This is a genomic window from Micromonospora sp. NPDC005194 (assembly GCF_040608335.1).
In the GTDB taxonomy this organism is placed as follows: domain Bacteria; phylum Actinomycetota; class Actinomycetes; order Mycobacteriales; family Micromonosporaceae; genus Micromonospora.
Genome location: NZ_JBEXIA010000062.1, coordinates 1 through 19741, shown reverse-complemented (window position 1 = coordinate 19741; position 19741 = coordinate 1). Strand labels below are relative to the sequence as shown.

The 19741-nt window shown below is 74.6% G+C and carries 16 protein-coding genes and 1 rRNA gene; 3 read left to right on the top strand and 14 right to left on the bottom strand.

Going from position 1 to position 19741, the window contains the following annotated elements; translation table 11 throughout:
• The 6 genes from ABZU53_RS30620 to recN all read right to left on the bottom strand — a co-directional run.
• Positions 1-486 (bottom strand): glycosyltransferase (locus ABZU53_RS30620; protein ID WP_355069052.1); only part of this gene is annotated, 486 nt, incomplete at its 3' end.
• Between the two features lie 31 nt (positions 487-517).
• Positions 518-2212, bottom strand: a complete 1695-nt coding sequence (locus ABZU53_RS30615; RefSeq protein WP_355069051.1) for a lipid II flippase MurJ — start codon at positions 2210-2212, stop codon at positions 518-520.
• 1 nt (position 2213) lies between these two features.
• Positions 2214-3080, bottom strand: a complete 867-nt coding sequence (locus ABZU53_RS30610; RefSeq protein ID WP_354861632.1) for a hypothetical protein — start codon at positions 3078-3080, stop codon at positions 2214-2216.
• A 73-nt stretch (positions 3081-3153) separates the two neighbouring features.
• Positions 3154-4095, bottom strand: a complete 942-nt coding sequence (locus ABZU53_RS30605) for a copper transporter (protein WP_354861630.1) — start codon at positions 4093-4095, stop codon at positions 3154-3156.
• 27 nt (positions 4096-4122) lie between these two features.
• Complete coding sequence (gene steA / locus ABZU53_RS30600) at positions 4123-5301, bottom strand: putative cytokinetic ring protein SteA (RefSeq protein ID WP_234591007.1); 1179 nt, start codon at positions 5299-5301, stop codon at positions 4123-4125.
• Between the two features lie 119 nt (positions 5302-5420).
• On the bottom strand, positions 5421-7178 hold the full coding sequence (gene recN / locus ABZU53_RS30595; RefSeq protein ID WP_354861628.1) for a DNA repair protein RecN: 1758 nt from the start codon (positions 7176-7178) through the stop codon (positions 5421-5423).
• A 102-nt stretch (positions 7179-7280) separates the two neighbouring features.
• On the opposite strand from recN, the gene ABZU53_RS30590 reads away from it, so the two are divergent.
• Entirely contained in the window at positions 7281-8300 is a 1020-nt protein-coding gene (locus ABZU53_RS30590; RefSeq protein WP_355069049.1) for a helix-turn-helix domain-containing protein, read from the top strand.
• 56 nt (positions 8301-8356) lie between these two features.
• On the opposite strand, the gene ABZU53_RS30585 is transcribed toward ABZU53_RS30590, so the two are convergent.
• From ABZU53_RS30585 to ABZU53_RS30565, 5 genes are all read right to left on the bottom strand, one after another.
• On the bottom strand, positions 8357-12076 hold the full coding sequence (locus ABZU53_RS30585) for a S8 family serine peptidase (protein ID WP_355069047.1): 3720 nt from the start codon (positions 12074-12076) through the stop codon (positions 8357-8359).
• A 158-nt stretch (positions 12077-12234) separates the two neighbouring features.
• Positions 12235-13119, bottom strand: a complete 885-nt coding sequence (locus ABZU53_RS30580) for an NAD kinase (protein ID WP_355069045.1) — start codon at positions 13117-13119, stop codon at positions 12235-12237.
• A 94-nt stretch (positions 13120-13213) separates the two neighbouring features.
• On the bottom strand, positions 13214-14074 hold the full coding sequence (locus ABZU53_RS30575) for a TlyA family RNA methyltransferase (RefSeq protein ID WP_355069044.1): 861 nt from the start codon (positions 14072-14074) through the stop codon (positions 13214-13216).
• Between the two features lie 37 nt (positions 14075-14111).
• Positions 14112-14321 carry a hypothetical protein gene (locus ABZU53_RS30570; protein ID WP_355069056.1) on the bottom strand — a complete coding sequence of 70 codons (210 nt, stop codon included), beginning with the start codon at positions 14319-14321 and terminating at the stop codon, positions 14112-14114.
• A 32-nt stretch (positions 14322-14353) separates the two neighbouring features.
• Positions 14354-15103 carry a hypothetical protein gene (locus ABZU53_RS30565; protein ID WP_355069043.1) on the bottom strand — a complete coding sequence of 250 codons (750 nt, stop codon included), beginning with the start codon at positions 15101-15103 and terminating at the stop codon, positions 14354-14356.
• A gap of 111 nt (positions 15104-15214) precedes the next feature.
• On the opposite strand from ABZU53_RS30565, the gene ABZU53_RS30560 reads away from it, so the two are divergent.
• Positions 15215-15553, top strand: a complete 339-nt coding sequence (locus tag ABZU53_RS30560; RefSeq protein ID WP_355069041.1) for an SCP2 sterol-binding domain-containing protein — start codon at positions 15215-15217, stop codon at positions 15551-15553.
• 18 nt (positions 15554-15571) lie between these two features.
• Here the strand turns inward: ABZU53_RS30560 and ABZU53_RS30555 are convergent, their stop codons facing one another.
• Together ABZU53_RS30555 and ABZU53_RS30550 are read right to left on the bottom strand one after the other, a co-directional pair.
• The gene (locus ABZU53_RS30555) at positions 15572-16597 is read right to left on the bottom strand and encodes an HAD-IIA family hydrolase (RefSeq protein ID WP_354861615.1); all 1026 of its coding nucleotides are present in this window, start codon (positions 16595-16597) and stop codon (positions 15572-15574) included.
• The gene (locus ABZU53_RS30550) at positions 16594-17604 is read right to left on the bottom strand and encodes a hypothetical protein (protein WP_355069054.1); all 1011 of its coding nucleotides are present in this window, start codon (positions 17602-17604) and stop codon (positions 16594-16596) included. The genes ABZU53_RS30555 and ABZU53_RS30550 overlap by 4 nt, the downstream gene beginning before the upstream one ends.
• On the opposite strand from ABZU53_RS30550, the gene ABZU53_RS30545 reads away from it, so the two are divergent.
• Positions 17593-19566 (top strand): hypothetical protein, encoded by a 1974-nt coding sequence (locus ABZU53_RS30545; protein ID WP_355069039.1) that lies wholly within the window; start codon positions 17593-17595, stop codon positions 19564-19566. The genes ABZU53_RS30550 and ABZU53_RS30545 overlap by 12 nt on opposite strands.
• A 90-nt stretch (positions 19567-19656) precedes the next feature.
• On the opposite strand, the gene rrf is transcribed toward ABZU53_RS30545, so the two are convergent.
• A 5S ribosomal RNA gene (gene rrf / locus ABZU53_RS30540) occupies positions 19657-19741 on the bottom strand; the annotation flags it as partial.

The window sequence follows — 19741 nt, the reverse complement described above, 5'->3', positions numbered from 1 at the left end:
GGCGGCGCCCAGCGCGGCGGCCCGCTCGACCAGGTCGGTGGAGGCGCCGAGCGCCACCCGGACGCCCCGGGCAACCACCCGCTCGACGAGCCGCGAGGCCCCGCCGCGCAGGCCGCCCACGAGGACCGCGTTGTGCCAGGTCACGATCAGCGGGGCGGACGGACGGGCCAGCACGGCGACGAGACCGGCGCGCAGGCCGTGGGCGTGCACCACGTCGACGCGGGCCGCGGCGAGCGCCCGCCGCAGGGCGAGCACCGCCCGCGCGTCGGCGGGGGTCGGGCTGGCCGGGATCTCCACCGGCTCAAAACGCGCGCCGACGCCGGTGAAGTCGAACTGCTCCTGCGTGGCCGCCGGCCCGCAGACGAGCACGGTGGCACCGGCCGCGACGAGCCCGCGCGCCACCGAGCGGACGTGCTGGCCGACCCCGCCGGTGCTGGAAGCCAGCAGCAGCGCCACGGAGCCCGACCAGCCGTTTGTCTCCGTCATGCCGGCCACCGCCGGTTGGTGTTGACAACGCTCACCGAACCGCCGTCTCCTTCCCGTCGCCCCGCTCCGGGGGGACCGCGCCCGGCGTCGACGTACCGGCCCGGCCCCGCGGCCCTCGCCGGCCGAGGCGGCGTACCACCCCGGTCAGTAGCGGCCGTACGTCCCGCCGGTCGACGAACCAGACCACGACGAGGAACACGACACCGACCAAGACCCCGGACAGCATGCCCTGACCGAGTGCCGCGGCCGTCGTCGGGGTGCCGCCGTCCAGCCTGTCGAGCCAGCGGCTCACGCCCAGCCCGGCGAGCGCGGCGAGCAGCCCGGCGAGGCCACCGGCCACACCGGCGCGCGCCGCGCCGGCAAGCGCCGGCCGGCCGGCGCTGCGCAGCACCGCCGTGACGAGCAACACGCCGAGCACCACCATGCCCACCGAGTTGGCGGACGTCACGGCGAGCACCCGGTCGGTCAACGGCAGGATCGCGCCGAGCAGCAGGACGACGGGCGGCACCACCAGGAAGCCGACGGCGGTCGCGGCGGTCGCCGCCCGGGTCTCCCCGCGCGCGTAGAGCGCCCGGGTGAGGATCGCGAAGAGGCCGTAGCCGACCAGGCCCGGGGCGTACCCGATGATCGCGGCGGCGGCGGTCGGCGCGGTGGACGCGGGGAAGAAGAAGTGCCCGACGGGCCCCGCGGTCCCGACCAGCGCGGCCGCGCCGAGGCAACTGAACAGCAGCACCCCGCGCACGGCCGGCGCCAGGGTCGCCCGGTAGCCGTCCTCGTTGCCGGCCGACCGCGCCGCCGCGAGCGTCGGATAGGCCGCCACGGCCAGCGGCACCGCGAGCACCGCCCACGGCAGCAGGTAGACGGTCTGCGCCAGGTTGTAGACGCCCGGGTTGCTGCGCGCGCCCGCGGTGACCTGGTTCAGGCTGACGATCAGGGCGATCTGCTGCGTGGTGACGGTGACCGCGCCCGCCACCGCCAACGCGCCGACCCGGGCCCGCGCGTCGGCGGGGAACCCGAACCCGGGCCGCAACCCCAGGCGCAGCCGGCGCACCGGGACGAGCAGCGACAGCGACAGCGTCACCACGCCCAGGGTGGTGCCGGCGGAGAGCAGCAGCTCGCCGCCGGGGCTCACCCCGGCGACGGTGGCGTACCGGCCCTGGGTGGCGGTGAACCCCAGGTAGACGACGATCACGGTGAGGCTGGACAGCAGCGGGGCGAGCACCGGCCAGGCGAAGCGCCGGTGCGCCTGGAGCACCCCGGTGAGCACGATGCCGACGCCGTACAGCGGCAGCTGCGGCGCGAAGACCCGCAGCATCCGTACGCCGCTCTGCTGCTGGGCGTCGGTCAGGTGGTGGCCCAGCGACTCGACCACCGGGCCGGCGAAGAGCACCACGACCAGCGCGAGCGGCACCAGCAGGGCAAGCGTCCAGGTCAACAGCGCGCCGGTGGTCCGGGCGACCGCCGTGCGGTCGCCGGCCTCGACCGCCCCGGCCAGCAGCGGTACGACGAGGCTGGCCAGCGCGCCACCGGCGACGATCTCGAAGATGAAGTTCGGCACCGCGTTGGCCACCACGTAGGCGCCGCCCAGGTCGGTCGGGGCGAGGCTCCAGGTGAACACGGCGGTACGGCCGAAGCCGGCGAGCCGGCTGAGCACGGTGAGGACGGCGATGAGCGCGGCTGCCCCGGCCAGCCGGCCGGCGCCGGCGAGGGGTGCCGGTCTGGTCACGTCAGTCGGCGCGTCGGCCCAGTGCGTCGAGCTGCCGCAGGCCCGGGGTTCGCTGGATCACCGCCGTGAAGCTGACCTTCTCGCTGGCGGCGGTGAGCCCGGCGAGCACGGCCAGCAGACCGGCCCGGCCGAGCGGGCCACTGCGGGCGGCGAGCGCGACGCCGAGCAGGGCGCCGAGCGCGTTCGCGCCGCTGTCGCCGAGCATGACGTCCTCGGACAGGTCGTCGCGGAGCAGGCCGGCGGCGGCGCCGGCCGCGCCGGCCGCGATCCCGCCGTGCGGGCCACCGGCCAGCGGCACGCCCAGCAGCAGCCCGGACTTGATGGCCCGGCCGGGCCGCAGGTCGAGCAGGTTGAGCAGGTTGGCGGTGCCGGCGATCACCCCGGCGCCGAGCAGCACGTCGACCCCCCGGCCGACGGCGCCGTGGCGCTTCCGGCGCGGGTGCGCCGCGACCCGCGGGTCGGCGGCGAGCAGCGCGGCCGCGCCCAGCCCGGCGGCGCCCACCCCGATGATCTTGACCAGCCCGGCGGTGACGCGTCCCTCGCGCAGCGCGGCGAGGTGCCCGGCGAAGCCCTTGGCCGTCTTCTGCTCCGGACGTGCTCCGACCACGTCGTCGTAGAGCCCGACACCGCCGGCGCCGAGGCCGGCGACCAGGGCGGCGCCACCGGAGGCGGCGCTGGTGGCGCCGAACACGCCCGCGGCTGTCGCACCGGCGGCGAGCGCCGGCCCGGCCGCCAGGGTCACCGTCCGGCCCCGGAAGTTGGTGCGCTCCAGCGTGGGACCCACCGGGGCGGTCCGCACCTCGCGGAGGGCGTACCGGGCGGCGGCGGCACCGGCCCCGGCGATCAGCAGCCGGCCCAGCATCCTCACGCCGCCACCTCGCTCGGGCGCAGGGTCGCCCGCTCAGGCGCGTCGGTTCCGGACACCGGGGTACGTCGTTCGCTCACTGGGGCAGTCTAGGCAGCAGGGACGCGGCATTGTCGCCGACGCCGTACTGGCCGGCCTTCTTCTCGGTGAGCTGCTGCACCAGGGCGAGGCTGGTGACCAGCTGGCCCTGCACGGTGTTGGCGTTGTCGACCGTGGAGATGGTCTGCGACAGCACCGGGTCACCGCGGACCACGGACACCACGTTGCCACCGGCGGAGCCGTTGCCGCCCACCACGATCGACCCGGTCCGGTCGAACTGTTCGGCGATCTTGACGACCGACTCGTCCCGCTTCTCGGAGTCCTTGTCGACGTACGGCTGCCCGCTGACCACGACGACGGCCTCGGCCGGCCCGGTGACCTTGTTGTTGTCGGTGGTCAGGTAGCCGGCGTTGTTGTACGCGGCGAGCACCGCCCGCCGGTCGGCGTCGCTGACCGGCGCGGTGCCCTGCGCCCGGTCCAGCAGGACGCTGGCCAGCAGCGCGCTGGAGGTCTCCACGCCGTGGCCGTTGCCCGGCAGGCCGGTGGTCTGCGCGGTCGGCCGAGCGGCGGTGACGGCCAGTTCCAGCAGGTTGGAGTTGTTGTCCGGGTTGATGAACTTGTCCTGCAGGTCGACCCGGCCGGTGATGGTGGCGCCGGCCTGCTGGAGCTTTTTGAGCACGCCCTCGGTGTGGTCGCGCCCGTTGGGCAGGCTGAGCACCACCACCCGGCGGCCGGTGAGCGTGCCCGGCAGGACGACCTGGGACACCTGCTCGGCGAACTCCTCCTCCAGACCGAGCTGCTTCTCCATGCTGTTGACCTGCTGCCGCAACTGCTGGTTGTCCTTGCGCAGCCCGGTGACCTGCTCCTTGAGCGAGTCGGCGACGGGGCCGTTGAGGGCGGCGGTGCCGACCACGAGGCCGATCGCCAGAGCCAGGAAGACCGCGGTGAGGGACACCACGTGGTAGCGGAAGTTGATCACGCTTGCAGCCTCTTGATCGGTCGGGAACTAGAAGAGCCGGTACAACTGGAACACGAAATTGTCCCACCACTCGGCGACCACGCCCAGGTACGCCTTCCCGACGGTGGAGACGGCCACCGCGGAGGCCATCGCCGCGATCGCCGAGAGCACCAGCAGCAGCAGCGACGAGCCGGAGATGCTCTGCCGGTAGAGCCGGCTCACCCCCTTGGCGTCGACCAGCTTGCCCCCGACCTTCAACCGGGTCAGGAACGTGGAGGCCATTCCGCCGCGCCCCTTGTCCAGGAACTCGACGAGCGTGGCGTGGGTGCCCACCGCGACGAGGAGGGACGCGCCCTTCTCGTCGGCCAGCAGCATCGCCAGGTCCTCGCTGGTCGCCGCGGCCGGAAAGGTGATGGCCGGGACGCCGAGGCCGTTGACCCGGGGCAGGCCGGGCGCCCGCCCGTCGGGGTAGGCGTGCACGATCACCTCGGCGCCGCAGCGCAGCACGTCGTCGGTGACCGAATCCATGTCACCGATGATCATGTCGGGGGTGTACCCGGCCTCGACCAGCGCGTCCGCGCCGCCGTCCACGCCGATCAGCACCGGCTTGAACTCCCGGATGTACGGGCGCAGCACGTCCAGGTCGGCCTTGTAGTCGTAGCCGCGCACCACGATCAGGCAGTGCCGGCCCTGGATCTGGGTCTGGATGTCCGGAACGCCGACGCCGTCGAGCAGCAGGTCGCGTTCCTGGCGCAGGTAGTCCATCGTGTTGGCGGCGAACGCCTCCAACTGCACCGACAGCCCCTCCCGGGCGTCGGACATCGCCTTGGCGACCGACTCGGCGTCCTGCAGGGTGCCGTGCGCCACCGGCTCCTCGCCGGCGAAGACGGTGTTGCCCTCGATCCGGACCTGGTCGCCCTCGCGGATCCGCTCGAAGACGCCCTCCCCGAGATCGTCCAGGAGCGGGATGCCGGCGGCGATCAGCACCTCCGGCCCGAGGTTGGGGTAGCGGCCGGAGACCGACGGCTTGGCGTTGAGCACCGCCGCGACACCGACAGCGACCAACGAGTCGGCCGCCACCCGGTCCAGGTCGACGTGGTCGATGACCGCGATGTCACCGGGGCGCAGCCGCCCGACCAGCCGTTTCGTCCGGCGATCAAGGCGCGCGGTGCCGAGGACTCTGCCCGGCTCCGCGTTTCGGTTCCGGCGCAACGTGGGTAGACGCATCGTGACCATCCTGGCATGTGAGGCAGGCTTTTCTGTCGCGACATGCCTGAGCAGGGCCGCCTACCCAGGGAAGCACACGTCGGCACAAGCCGGTGTGCTTGCGCTCACAATACGCGGCGTCACAACCGCCTTTCCTTGGCGGCCACGGCCAGCAGCTCCTCGGCGTGGGCGATACCCAGATCCGAATCGGGCAAACCGGCGAGCATGCGCGCCAACTCCCGGGCCCGCTCGGTGTCCTCCACCACGCGTACCCCGCTTGTCGTCACCGCGCCGCCGGTGTCCTTCGCCACCACCAGGTGCCGGTCGGCGAACGCGGCCACCTGCGGCAGGTGGGTGACGACCAACACCTGGTGGCTGCGGGCCAGCCGGGCCAGCCGGCGGCCGATCTCCACCGCGGCCTGGCCGCCGACGCCCGCGTCGACCTCGTCGAAGACCAGCGTGGGCGGGCCGCCCGAGCCGGCGAAGACCACCTCGATGGCGAGCATCACCCGGGACAGCTCGCCGCCGGAGGCGCCGCGCTGCAACGGCAACGACGGCGCGCCCGGGTGGGCCAACAACCGCAGCTCCACCTCGTCGCCGCCGTCCGCCGCGACACCCGCCTCGACGCCGTTGATCGTCAGCGTCGGCTCGGCCCGTCCGGCCGGTCGGGGCAGCACCGCCACCTCGATCCGGGCGTGCGGCATGGCCAGACCGGCCAGCTCGACGGTGACCTGGTCGGCGAAGCGGACCGCCGCCTCCTGCCGGGACACGGACACCCGGGAGGCCAGGTCGGCCACCTCGCCGGCCAGCCGCTGCCCCTCGGCGTCCAGCTCGTCGAGCAGGTCGTCGGAGGTGTCCAGGTCGGACAGTCGGGTGCGGGCCCGGTCGGCCCAGGCGATGACGCCGTCGACGTCGTCGGCGTACTTGCGGGTCAACGCCCGCAGCGCGGCCCGCCGCTCGTAGACGTGCTGCAACCGGGCCGGGTCCGCGTCGAGCGTCGCCAGGTACGCCGACAGCTCCGCGGAGACGTCGGTGACCAGCGTGGCCGCCTCCTCCAGGCGGGCCGCCAGCTCCCCAAGCGCCGGGTCGGTGCCGGCCTGCGCCTCCAGGGTGCGCCGGGCCGTGCCGAGCAGCGCCGCCGCGTCGGGTGTCTCGTCGGCCGCCTCCGCGCCGCCCGCCACACACTGCTGGGCCACCTGCGCTGCCGTCCGCAGGCCCTCGGCGTGCTCCAACCGCTGCGCCTCGGTCTTCAGCTCGTCGTCCTCGCCGGGCTGCGGGTCGACGCGGGTGATCTCGTCGAGGCCGAGTCGCAGCAGGTCGGCCTCCTGGTTGCGCTCGCGGGCGTTGCGCCGCCGGTCGGCCAGGTCGTCGACCACCCGCCGCCACCCGGTGTACGCCTCGCGCAGCGCGTCGAGCAGCTTCTCGTGCGCAGGCCCGGCGAACCGGTCCAGAGCGGCCCGCTGCTCGGCCGGGCGCAGCAGCCGCAACTGGTCGGACTGGCCGTGCACGGCCACCGCCTGCTCGCCGACCTCGCCCAGCATCGACACGGGCATGCTCCGGCCACCGAGGTGGGCCCGGGAGCGGCCCTCCACCGTCACCGTGCGGCTGAGCAGCAACGAGCCGTCCTCGTCGGGCTCGCCACCGGCGTCGCTGATCCGGGCGTGCACCGTGTCGGCGACCCGGCCGGAGAGGCGTAGCCGCCCCTCGACCACGGCCCGGCCCGGTTGGGCACGGACCCGCCCGGCGTCGGCCCGGCCGCCGAAGAGCAGGCCGAGGCCGGTCACCACCATCGTCTTGCCGGCACCGGTCTCGCCGGTGATGACGTTCATCCCGCCGGTCAACGGCAGCGTGGTGTCCTCGATGACGCCGAGTCCGGTGATGCGCAGCTCTTCCAGCACAGCACCCGACAGTAGACGCGAGGGCCGACAGTTGACCAGCCGACGGGCCCCACGGCCGGGCCCCGGCACGGCCCGCACCTTACCGACGTACAGTCTTGCCCCGTGTCGGACGTGATCGGCCTGACCCCCGCCGAGGAGGAGCTCTACCGCTGCCTGCTCCAACTCACCACGGCCCGCGTCGACGAGCTGGTCCGCCGGCTGCGACGGCCCCGGGCGCAGGTCGTCGAGCAGGTCGAGGCGCTGCGGGCCAAGGGTCTGGTGCAGCCCACCGACAACGACCCGGACGCCCCGCTGCGCCCGACCGCCCCGGACGTCGCCCTCGGCGCGACGCTGCTGCGCCGCCAGGAGGACCTGGAGGCGGCCCGGCGCCGGGTCACCCAACTGGCCGAGGAGTACCGCTCCGGGCTGCGCCGCCACCACGTGGACCACCTGGTCGAGGTCATCCGGGGCGGTCGGGTGCTGCGCGACCGGCTGCGCGACCTGCAGAACTCGGCCCGCGAGGAGGTGCTGTGGTTCTGCCGGGCGAATCCCCTCGCGATGGCCGGCCCGGAAAACGTCGAGGAGTTCGACGCCCTCGCACGCGGGGTGAGCTACCGGGCCATCTACGAGCGGGACCTGCTGCTGGAGCCGGGCGCGCTGGCCGACCTGGCCAAGGGGGTGGCCGCCGGCGAGCAGGCCCGCGTGCTGGACCGGCTGCCGGTCCGACTCGCCATCGTGGACGCGCGTACCGCCATCTGCCCGCTGGTGCCCGACCGCGACGGCGGCGAGCCGAGCGCCGCGGTGATCGGCCGCAGCCAACTGCTCGACGCGCTGCTGGCCCTCTTCGAGAGCCACTGGCGGGTCGCCACCCGGCTGCGACTCGACGACCCGCTCGCCGCCACCGCGACCGAGGACCGGCGCGACGAGGCCGACGACCGTCCGGTCGACGGCTACCAGCCCGACGCCGACGAGGCCCGACTGCTGTCGCTGTTCGTGGCCGGCGTACCGGACAAATCCATCGCCTCCCAGCTCGGAGTGAGCCGCCGGACGGTGCAGCGCCGCCTCGCCGACCTGATGGACGCCGCCGGCGTGGACACCCGACCCGGGCTGGCATTTCAGGTCGCCCGGCGCGGCTGGCTCTGAACGCGGCAGGGCCCGCCGTCGGAAGCGACGGCGGGCCCTGCCGGACACGCTCGGAGTCAGCGCAGCCCGTACGCGCGCAGCACCGTCTGGTCGACGGAGTTCCCGGCCCGGTCGGTGGCGTGCACCCGCAGCGACACGGTTGCGCGCCCGGCCGGCACGGTCGCGGTCCAGCGGGTACCCGACCCTCTGGTCGACGCGGGCCGCCAGGTGACGCCCTCGTCGAAGGAGACCTGCACCGTCAGGCTGGTGCCCGTCGGCGCGGCGACTCCCCTCGGCTGACGCAGGGTCAGCCCCAGCTGGTGCGGCCGGTTGCCGGGTACGCTGCCGAGCAGGTCGGCCGGCACCCGATAGTCCACCTGCAGCAGCGACAGCGGCATGGCGGCGTCACCCGCCGGCCGGGCCGACCTGAACTGCCACGACGTGTCGGTGCGGGTGGCCCAGCGCCACCCGTCCGAGGCCCGCCGCGTCGTCACGTCGAGGCGGTAACGGGCCGCCCCGGCGGTGGTCGGCACCAGCGCCCAGCCGCCGGACAGGTCGGCGATCTGCTGACCGTCGCGGCTGAGACGAGCCTCGACGGTGTCCGCCTCCTCGCTGTTGCCCGCCACGCTGTAGTGCCCGTCGGCGTCGACGAACTCGGGCACCCGCACGTCCAGGCTGTCGCCCGTGCGGGTGGGCACCGGCGTCCCGCTGGCCGGCACGGCCGGACGGACCACCGGCGCGTGCCAGGACTCGACCTCCCGGTCGTCGGCGGCGTACCGCCGGGGCTCCTGGGTCAGCCCACCGGTCAGCTGCCCCCACTGCATGTACACCTCCTTGTGCAGCACCCGGTGCTGCCACCAGGAGTCCCCGGCGCTGACGAACTCCTGCCGGGTGGTCCCGTTGCGGACCAGGCGCTGGTCGTCGTTCCAGGAGTACTCCTGCCACGGACGCCAGCCGAACCGCTCCTCGGTGGCCCAGCCCGCGCCCGTGTCGCCGTAGCTGGCGGTCACCTCGGCGGTGTTCTTCGCGGTCACCCTGTGCACGATCCGCTCGGGCACCCGACCCTTCGACACCTGCCACACGTCGTACAGGTACGGGCTGTCCACGGTCAGCGTCAGGTCCAGCGTCGCCCGGCCCTTGCGCGCCGCCGCGATCAGCCGCTGCCCGTCGTCGTACGCGACGACCATCGCCGGGATGGACAGCCGCTCCCCCGCCGGCCGCCAGACCGTCCACGCGCTCTGGTCCTCCGGCCGGACGATCAGCACCGCCGCGGCACCGGCCGCCGCCGCCGCGGCCACCTGCTCATTCTCGTTACGGTTCGGGTCGGCAGCGAACAGCGCCGCCGCGCCCCGCACCCGGGCCAGCTCGGCCGGGGTTCCGGTGCCGGCCCAGACCAGCGGCAGCTTCCGTCGACCGGTCGGCGCCGGCGACGTGCCCAGCAGGTTGATGTCCGACGGGCCGGACACCCCGCTGATCGTGGCGTCCACCATGGGCGCGACGAGCTGCCAGCGGGAGGCGAACTCGAACTCACCCTGGCGTACCTGGCGGGTCGGCGTGACATTGACCTGCTGAATGGTGCTGTAGGCCATGACGCCGTGGTCGATCTGCCGGCCGTTGCCCAACACCCGGTGCACGTAGAAGCTGAGCGTGGCCCGCTGCTCGCTGGGCTTGGGCGTCTCGATGCGTACCGGCGTGCCCGTGCGGGCGTCGAGCACGACCGTCAAGTCCCGGTCGACGGTCAGCTCGGGTTCGACGGCCTGGGTCAGCTGCTCGTCCAGGGGAGCACCGTGCTCGACCAGCGCGGTCAGCAGGTAGGTGCCCTCCTCGACCCGCAGGGTGCCCTCGCCCGGCCACCAGCCCCAGTAGTCCGACTCGGGCTGCTCACCGAAGAGGGTCAGGGCAGGCGAGAGGGTCAACTGACCCTGCCGGCCCAGCACCTTGATCGTGACGTCGTGGATCGGACCGCTGACGGTGAGGCCCACCGGCGTGCGCACGGCGACGCCGTCCGCGCCGGTCGCCACCAGCCATCCCCCGTGCGGGCCCCGGGCCAGCTTCGCCGGGTCGGCGCGCAGCGGCACCGCCACGCTGCCGCCCGCCGGCACGGTCACCTCGCCGGACGCGACGGCGACGCCGTCGGTCTCGGCCGCGCCACTGTCCAGGTTGCGCAGCTCCAGGGCCAGGCGCAGGGTCCGCGCGACCGCCGTGCCATTGGTGTACGTCACACTCCGCTCGGCCACCGCGCCGCCGGTGGAGACCCGGCCGAAGTCGGCGGTGGCCGAGGCGTACACCCGCTGCGTGAGCGCCCGCGCCACGTCGACCCGACCGCCGCCCTGCTCGAAGACGGTCAGCGCCGGGTTCGCCTTGGTGGTGCTGACCAGCGCGTCCTTCAGCGTGCCGGCGGACCAGTCCGGGTGCTCCTGCGCGAGGATGGCCGCCGCGCCCGCCACGTGCGGGGTGGCCATCGAGGTGCCGGACGCGGCCGTGTAGGCGTCGCCCACCGGCGTACCCATCGTGGTGCCGGCGGCCCGCGCGGCGACGATGCCCACGCCCGGCGCGGTGATCTCCGGCTTCAGGCCGTTGTCGCCCAGGCGCGGCCCGCGGCTGGAGAACTCGGCCAGGTTGTCGTCGCGGTCCACCGCGCCGACGGTGAGCGCCGCCGCGGCCGCGCCCGGCGAGCCGACGGTCCGCGCGTCGCCCGCGTTGCCGGCGGCGACCACGAAGAGCGCGCCGGTCTCGGCGGTCAGGTCGTTCACCGCCTGGCTCATCGGGTCGGTGCCGTCGGTCGGGTCGCCGCCGAGGCTCATGCTGACGACCTTCGCGCCGGAGTGGGCGGCCCACTCCATGCCGGCGATGATTGCCGAGTCGTAGCCCGAGCCGCCGTCGTCGAGCACCTTGCCGACCAGCAGTCGCGCGCCCGGCGCGACGCCCTTGCGCAGCCCCGCCGACGCAGCCCCGCTGCCCGCGATGGTGGCCGCGACGTGCGTGCCGTGGCCGTGCCCGTCGCGGGCGCTGCCGCTGCCGGAGAAGTCCCGCGCCTCAGCGATCCGTCCGGCCAGGTCGGGGTGGGTGGCGTCGACGCCGGTGTCGAGCACGGCCACCTTCACGCCAGTGCCGTCGCGGCCGGCCGCCCAGGCCGTCGGGGCGCCGATCTGCGGGACGCTGTGCTCCAGCGTCGGATGCACCCGCCCGTCCAGCCAGACGTGGGCGATACCGCCGCCCAGCCGGGGCGCGGCGGCAGTGGTCCGGGTCGTCGGCGTGCCGGCGAGGGTGCTCCACAATTCACCGAGGTCGGCCTTGCCGACCCGCAACGCGGCGCCGTTGATGCTCTCCAGGGGGCGGGCGTCGGTGACGCCGCCGAGCGGCCGGACCCGGCCGGCCGCCTGCTCCTGGTAGCGCACGATCAGCGGCAGCGCGCCCTGCGCAGCGTCGCCGTAGCCGTTGGCGGCCAACTCCTGCACGTCGAACAGGTTGGCGTCGAGGACGCCGCTGGAGACGTAGGGCAGGGCATCGCTGGGCAGCACCCGCAGCCCGCCGTCGACCTCCAGGGTCTGGAAGATGACCCGCTCACGCCCGGGTCCCGGGCGTACGGTGGCGGCGACCCGACCCGGCGCGGCCGTGGCCAGCTCGACCTGGTCGCCGGTGATGAGGGTGATGCGGACGGGCGCGGCGCCCGGGGCGGACGCGCCCAGGCTCGGGCCGGTGGGCCGGACGGGCGGCTCAGCGGACGCCGGTGCGGCGAGGCCGACCACCAGCGCGCCGATCGCGCCGGCGCTGAGCCAGCGGGGGGACCAGTGCATGCGATGCGCTCCTTCACTCCTTCGGGCCCGCCATCCGTGGATGAGGACCGATCGGAGTCTGCGACGCAGCGCGCAACCAGGTCACTAGCCTTTCGCCGCCGCAGCGGCGACATGTCGTCAGGTGGACAACCGCCGGACACCGACGGTGTGCGCCACAGTCACCGGCGGCTGCCCCGCCAGCCGTGCACCGGCAGACCGAACTTGGCGACCAGCCGGTCGGTGAACGGACGGGCGCGCAGCCGGACGATGCGCACCGGCAGGGCACCTCGACGCACCGTCACCCGGGCGCCGGGCGGCAGGTCGTAGACCCGCCGGCCGTCGCAGGCGAGCACGGCGAGGGTGGTGAACGGGTCGACGGTGATGATGAACGTCGACGTGGGTGCGGTGACCAGGGGACGGCTGAACAACGCGTGCGCGCTGATCGGCACCAGCAGCAGGGCCTCCACCTCCGGCCAGACCACCGGACCGCCGCCGGAGAACGCGTAGGCGGTGGAGCCGGTGGGGGTGGCGCAGACCACGCCGTCGCAGCCGTAACGGGACAGCGGGCGGCCGTCCACGTCGACGAGGAGTTCGAGCATCTGCGCCCGTTCGCCCTTCTCGACGCTGATCTCGTTGAGCGCCCACGACTCGATGGTCGGGCCACCGTCGAACTCGGCAGTGACGTCGAGCGTGAGCCGCTCGTGCACTGTGTAGTTGCGCTCGACGACGTCCCGGACCGCGGTGTCCAGATCGTTGATCTCCGCCTCGGCGAGGAAGCCCACCTTGCCGAGGTTGATGCCGAGCAGCGGCGCCTTCGCCGGGCGGGCCAGCTCGGCCGCGCGCAGGAACGTGCCGTCCCCACCGAGCGCGAAGACGATCTCGGCGCCCTCGGCGGCCTCCGGTCCGGTGACCGGAACCATCCCGGGCAGGTCGAGGTCGTCGGCCTCCTCGGCGATGACCCGCACCTCGAAGCCCGCGGCGATGAGGTCGGCGGCGACCGACCGGGCGTGCTCGGTGCTGCGTCGACGACCGGTGTGGGTCACCAGCAGCGCCGTGCGGCTCATCGGAGCGGCCGCCCGTCCGCCATCGGACGGCACACTGCCATCGCCGCCGCACGGGCACGGCCGCGTGCCGTCGTGCGCCGCTCGCTGTACGCGTTCACCCTGCGACCTCCTCCGCCGCGACGCCCGGCACGTCGCCGGCCGTCGTCGGGCCGTCCGGCCCAGCCTCCACCACAGCCCGCACGCGCTGCGGGTCGGCCGGTGGTGCGTCCCGGCGCAACCATACGAAGAACTCGACGTTGCCGCTGGGCCCGGGCAGCGGGCTGGCTGCCACGTCGGCCAACCCGAGGCCGAGCTGAGCCGCCGCGGCGGCCACGTCGAGCACCGCCTCGGCGCGCAGCGCCGGGTCGCGGACGACGCCGCCGGCGCCGACCCGCTCCTTGCCCACCTCGAACTGCGGCTTCACCATCAGCGCCAGGTCGCCGTCGTCGCGGGTGCAGCCGGCCAGGGCCGGCAGCACCAACCGCAACGAGATGAACGACAGGTCGGCCACCGTCAGATCGACCGGGCCGCCGATCGCGTCCGCGACGAGGGTACGGACGTTGGTGCGTTCCAGGACGCGGACGCGCTCGTCGGTGCGCAGCGACCAGGCGAGCTGCCCGTAGCCGACGTCCACGGCCACCACCTCGGCGGCGCCGGCGCGCAGCAGCACGTCGGTGAAGCCCCCGGTCGACGCGCCGGCGTCCAGACAGCGCCGCCCGGCGACGCGTAGCCCACCGGCCTCGAACGCCGCCAACGCGCCCGCGAGCTTGTGCCCGCCCCGGGAGACGTACTCCTCGGTCGGGTCCTCGCCGGTGACCAGCAGCGGATCGGCGGGGTCGACCATCGCGGCGGCCTTGCGCGCGAGCACTCCGCGCAGCTGGACCCGGCCGGCCTCGACCAGCGCGGCGGCCTGCTCACGCGAGCGGGCCAGCCCGCGGCGGACGAGTTCGGCGTCCAGCCGGTTGCGACGTGCCATGGGTGGTTCTCCGGTCTGTCCGACCTGGTCGTCCTGCTCAGGTCTGGTCGATGGTGGCGAGCGTTTCGCGCAGCGTCTCGTAGGCCGCCTCATACTGCGCGATCTGGTCGGCCGGGGCGAGCGTCGCCGCGTTGTCCATGGCCCGCACGGCCGCGTCCACCGCCGGGTGGCGGGCCGTGTCGTCGCCGACGTCGACGCCCTCGGGCGGCGGGCCGGGCCGGAAGCCTCCGGGCGGGCCGGGGCGCATGCCGGGCGGCGGGCCCGGACGCGCGCCGTCGCTCACGAGTCACCGTCCGGGCGGCGCTTACGGACGGCCTTCTTCGCCGGCATGACCGCCGGTGTAGGGGTGTCGTGGTCCTGCACGGCCGGCGGCGTAGGGGTGTCGTGGTCCTGCACGGCCGGCGGCGTAGGGGTGTCGTCGTCCTGCACGACAGGCGTCGGAGTGTCGTCGCCGGTCCGGCTGATCGTCGCCGGCGGCTTCTTCACGATGGCCTTCTTGGCGACAGCCTTCTTGGCCAGCGCCTTCTTGGCGACAGCCTTCTTGGCCACCGCGGAGACCGGCGCTGCGGCGGGGCCGTCCGAGGCCTTCCTGGCCACCGGCGCCGAGACCGGCGCTCCGGCGGGGCCGTCCGACGGCACCAGGCCGCTGCCGGGCTGCGCCGCGCGGGTCGGATCGGGCTGCGGCGCGGGCCCGGTGGAGGGCGCGGCCGGCTGCGGGGCCTCGGTGGCGCGCGCCTCGCGCAGTTGGCGTTCCAGGTCGCGCACCCGTCGGGTCAGCTCGGCCACCTCGTCGGCGGTGGCCAGACCGACCGCGCCCAGGGCCCGGTCGACCTCGAAGCGGACCAGCTTGGTCAGCGCCTCCCGGTTGGCGGCGCCGGTGGTGACCAGCTCCTCGCCGAGAGCCTGCAGCTGGGCGGCGGTCGCACCGCCCGAGCCGACGAGGCGACGCACCGCGTCCTGGGCCTTCTTCCGGGGCGCCTCCGCCAGGCCCAGGGCCAGTTCGAGGTAGGCGCGCCACGCGTCCTGCATGCCTGAGTCCTTCCATGGGGCGGGGTCTGCAGGTGTCACGCTACCGGGCACCCCGGACTGTCTCGTGCGGTACGGTGCCGGGGACGGCGTGGCGATCGGCGAGGGGGAGATGTGGCCAGCGTGGACGAGTGCCGGCAGGCGTTGCAGGAGCTGGCCGCCCGGTTGGACCGCAACGCCGAGACGGTCCGCGAACGGATCGACCTGGACCGGACGTTGGCCTGCCGGATCACCGACCTGGACACGGCGTTCCACGGCAAGATCAGCGGTGGCCGGCTGGTCGAGCTGACCGACGGCGACGACCCGAAGGCCAAGATCGCGCTGAGCACGTCCAGCGACGATCTGCTCGCCCTGGTCCGAGGTGACCTGGACGTCACCAAGGCGGTCACCTCCCGCCGGGTGTCGATCAAGGCCAACCCGTTCGACCTGATGAAGCTGCGCAAGCTGCTCTGACGAGCGCGCTCGACGGCGTCACCCGTCGGTGGCCAACCCGAAGCTCTCCAGCGCGGCAGCCGCGTCCGGGCCCACCGCGCGGATCGCCGGCAGCTCCGGAGCCGACCACGCCGCCGCGCAGAGCGCGGCGAGGGCGTCCAGATCCCGGCCGGCGCCGGCCAGTTCCAGCGTCCCGTCGCGGTCGGTGACGGACCAGCCGCCGCCGTTCGTCGAGCCCGGGACCTGCACGGCCGCCGCCGGGTCGAAGAGCCCCGCCAGGTCCCGCGCGACGTACGTGGGCCGCCGTCGTGGCTCGGCCGCGAGCAGCTCGGGTACGCCGCTGACGCCGGTGAGCACGAGCAGGCTGTCCAGTCCCGCTCGGCGGGCGCCCTCGATGTCGGTGTCCAACCGGTCCCCGACGACCAGGGCTCGGCCGCCGTCGCCGCGCCGGGCGGCGGTCTCGAACAGCGCCGACTCCGGCTTGCCGACCACCAGGTCGGGGTCCCGCTCCAACGCGGTTCGCAGCACCGCGACCAGCGACCCGTTGCCGGGCAGGGGGCCCCGGGCGCTGGGCAGCGTCCGGTCGGTGTTGGTGGCGACCCAGATCGCCCCGGCCCGTACGGCGATCGACGCCTCGGCCAGCTCGGCCCAGCCGACCTGCGGACCGTAGCCCTGCACCACCGCGGCCGGCTTCTCGTCGGCGCGGGTGACCGGGGTCAGTCCGACCGCGCGCAGCTCGGCGCGCAGCGCCTCCGCGCCGACCACCAGCACCGGCGCTCCGGCCGGCAGGCGCTCGCGCAGCAGCTCGGCCGACGCGGCGGCGGAGGTGAGCACCTCCTCCGGCCGCGCCGGCACGCCCATCCCGGTCAGCAGGTCGGCGACGTCACTGGAGCGGCGGGAGGCGTTGTTGGTGGCGTACGCCACCGCCCGCCCCTCGGCGTGCAGCCGAGCCACCGCGTCGACCGCGCCGGGAATCGGCCGGTCGATCAGGTAGATCACCCCGTCCAGGTCGAAGACCACCAGGGTGTACCCGTCGATCAGCCGCTTCCCGGCGTCCGCGCTCACCGCTGCGTCGACTCCGACTCGTCACCCCGGGTGGGGGCGGTCCCGTCGCCGTTCACCGCGCCGCCTGCGCGGCTGTCGTCGCTGGCGGGCGTGCTCCGGTCCGTGGTGGCTGCCGGGGCGACGTCGCCCGCGTCCGGGTGGCGGTCGTCGACGTCTTCGTCTTCGTCGTCGCCCGCGACGTCCTCGCCGCCCTCGTGCTCGTCCGAGCGGCCGGCGACGCCGTCCTCCTCGTCGTCGTCGTAGTCCTCGTCGTCCTCGTCGTCCTCGTCGTCGTCCTCGAGGTCGTCCTCGTCGTCGAGGTCGTCCTCGTCCTCGAGGTCGTCGGCGTCGAGGACGTCGCCGACGGTCAGGTCGGCGTCCGGCTGGGCCGGCACCGCGCCGGGCGCACCCGGGCCAGCGGCGATCTCCTCGGCCTCGTCCTCGTCATCACCTTCGATGACGACGCCGTCGAGTTCCAGCAACCGCTCCGCGGCGTCGGTCTCGCCCTCGGTGTCCACGTCGGCGGCGCGGGAGAACCACTCGCGGGCCTCCTCACGTCGGCCCACCGCGAGCAGCGCGTCGGCGTACGCGTACCGCAGTCGCGCCGTCCACGGCACCGTCGCCTCGCTGGTGAGGTCCGGCACCTGGAGCATCGCGACAGCGGCGTCCTTCTGGCCGAGATCGCCCCGTGCCCCGGCCGCGACGATCAGCAGCTCGATCGCGACGGCCTGGTCCAGCTTCGCCTGGTCGGCGCCGCGGAACAGGTCGATGGCCCGCTCCGGCCGGCCCAGGGCACGCTCGCAGTCGGCGAGCACGGCCAGGTGACTCTGCAGGCCGGTCATCCGGTGGTACGTCCGCAGCTCGGCGATCGCCGTCTGCCACTCCCCCGCGTGGTACGCGGCCAGGCCGACCGCCTCACGGACCGCGGAGATGCGCGACGCGAGCCGTCGGGCGGCCAGCGCGTGCGCCAACGCCTCGGCCGGGTCCTCGTCGATCAGCTGACCGGTGGCGACCAGGTGCCGGGCCACCGTCTCGGCAACCGGCTTGTTCAGCGAGAGCAGCTCGGCACGGACGTCCTTGTCCAGGTCGGTCGCGACGATGTCGTCCGGCAACGCCGGGGCCAGGCTGCGCCCACCCTCGGACGACTCGGAGGCCGCGCCACGGTCGTCGCGCCGAAAGTCGCCCTCGCGACGGGGCCGCTCGTCGGCCCGGAAGCCACCGTCACGGTCCCCACCGCGGAAGCCACCCTCGCGACGGTCACCGCCTCGGAAGCCGCCCTCGCGGGGTGCGCCGCCCTCACGACGGTCACCGCCCCGGAAGCCGCCGTCGCGGTCGCCGCCACGGAAACCGCCCTCACGCGGTGCGCCCGGGCGCGAGCCACCACGCTCGCCGCCACGGAAGCCACCTTCGCGGTCTCCGCCACGGAAGCCACCCTCGCGGGGCGGGCCGGAACGGCCACGGTCGCCGCCACCCTGGTAACCACCCTCACGACGGTCACCACCGCGGAAGCCACCCTCACGCGGCGTACGGGAGCCGTCGCGGTCGCCGCCACGGAAGCCACCCTCACGACGGTCTCCGCCACGGAAGCCCTCGCGGTCACCACTGCGGAAGCCACCCTCACGGGGCGGGCCGGAACGGCCACGGTCGCCACCGCCCTGGTAACCACCCTCGCGCGGCGTACCGGAACGCGGGGCATCGCGGTCGCCGCCACGGAAACCACCCTCACGCGGCGCACCCGAGCGCGACCCATCGCGGTCGCCGCCACGGAAGCCGCCCTCGCGCGGCGCACCGGAGCGGGAGCCATCGCGGAAGCCGCCCTCGCGGCGCTCGCCGCCACGGAAACCGCCGTCACGGTCACCGCCCCGGAAACCGCCCTCACGACGGTCGCCGCCACGGAAGCCACCTTCGCGGTCGCCGCCACGGAAGCCACCCTCGCGGGGCGGGCCGGAACGGCTACGGTCGCCACCGCCCTGGTAACCACCCTCACGACGCTCGCCACCACGGAAACCGCCCTCGCGGTCACCGCCACGGAAGCCACCCTCACGCGGCGCACCCGAGCGCGACCCATCACGGTCGCCGCCCCGGAAGCCGCCACCCTCGCGGCGGTCGCCGCCACGGAAACCACCGTCGCGGTCACCGCCACGGAAACCACCCTCACGCGGCGCGCCGGAACGCGGGGCATCGCGATCGCCGCCACGGAAACCGCCTTCACGACGGTCGCCGCCACGGAAGCCGCCCTCAGAACGGTCGCCACCACGGAAGCCGCCCTCAGAACGGTCGCCACCACGGAAGCCGCCCTCACGACGGTCGCCGCCCCGGAAGCCCTCGCGGTCTCCGCCGCGGAAGCCACCCTCGCGGGGCGGGCCGGAACGGCCACGGTCGCCACCGCCCTGGTAACCACCCTCACGACGCTCGCCACCACGGAAACCGCCCTCGCGGTCACCGCCACGGAAACCGCCCTCACGCGGCGCACCCGAACGCGACCCATCACGGTCGCCACCACGGAAGCCACCCTCACGCGGCGCACCCGAACGCGACCCATCACGGTCGCCGCCACGGAAACCACCCTCGCGGGGGGCGCCGGAACGGCCACGGTCGCCACCGCCCTGGTAACCACCCTCACGACGCTCACCACCACGGAAACCGCCCTCGCGGTCACCGCCACGGAAACCGCCCTCACGCGGCGCACCCGAGCGCGATCCGTCACGGTCGCCGCCACGGAAGCCGCCACCCTCGCGGCGGTCACCACCGCGGAAGCCGCCCTCGCGATCGCCGCCGCGGAAACCGCCGTCACGCGGCGCACCAGAACGGTCGCCACCACGGGAACCGCCATCACGACCGCCGGCGTATCCGCCTCGGGCGCCGCCAGCGTTGTCCCGGTCTCCCCGGTACGGGGGCCGGTCGTCGCGGCGCGCACCACGGTCGCGTCCAGCCGGGCCGTCGGTGCGGTCTTCGTAACGACGGGGACGGTCTCCGCCCTGCGGTCCTGAACTCACAGGTACATCCTTCCTGATTGCGCCACCAATGGCGCTACGCAGTCGAGGGCCGACCCGGATGGGGCGGCCCTCGACTGGAAGATTGTCCGGCGGTGTCCTACTCTCCCACACCCTCACGAGTGCAGTACCATCGGCGCTGGAGGGCTTAGCTTCCGGGTTCGGAATGTGA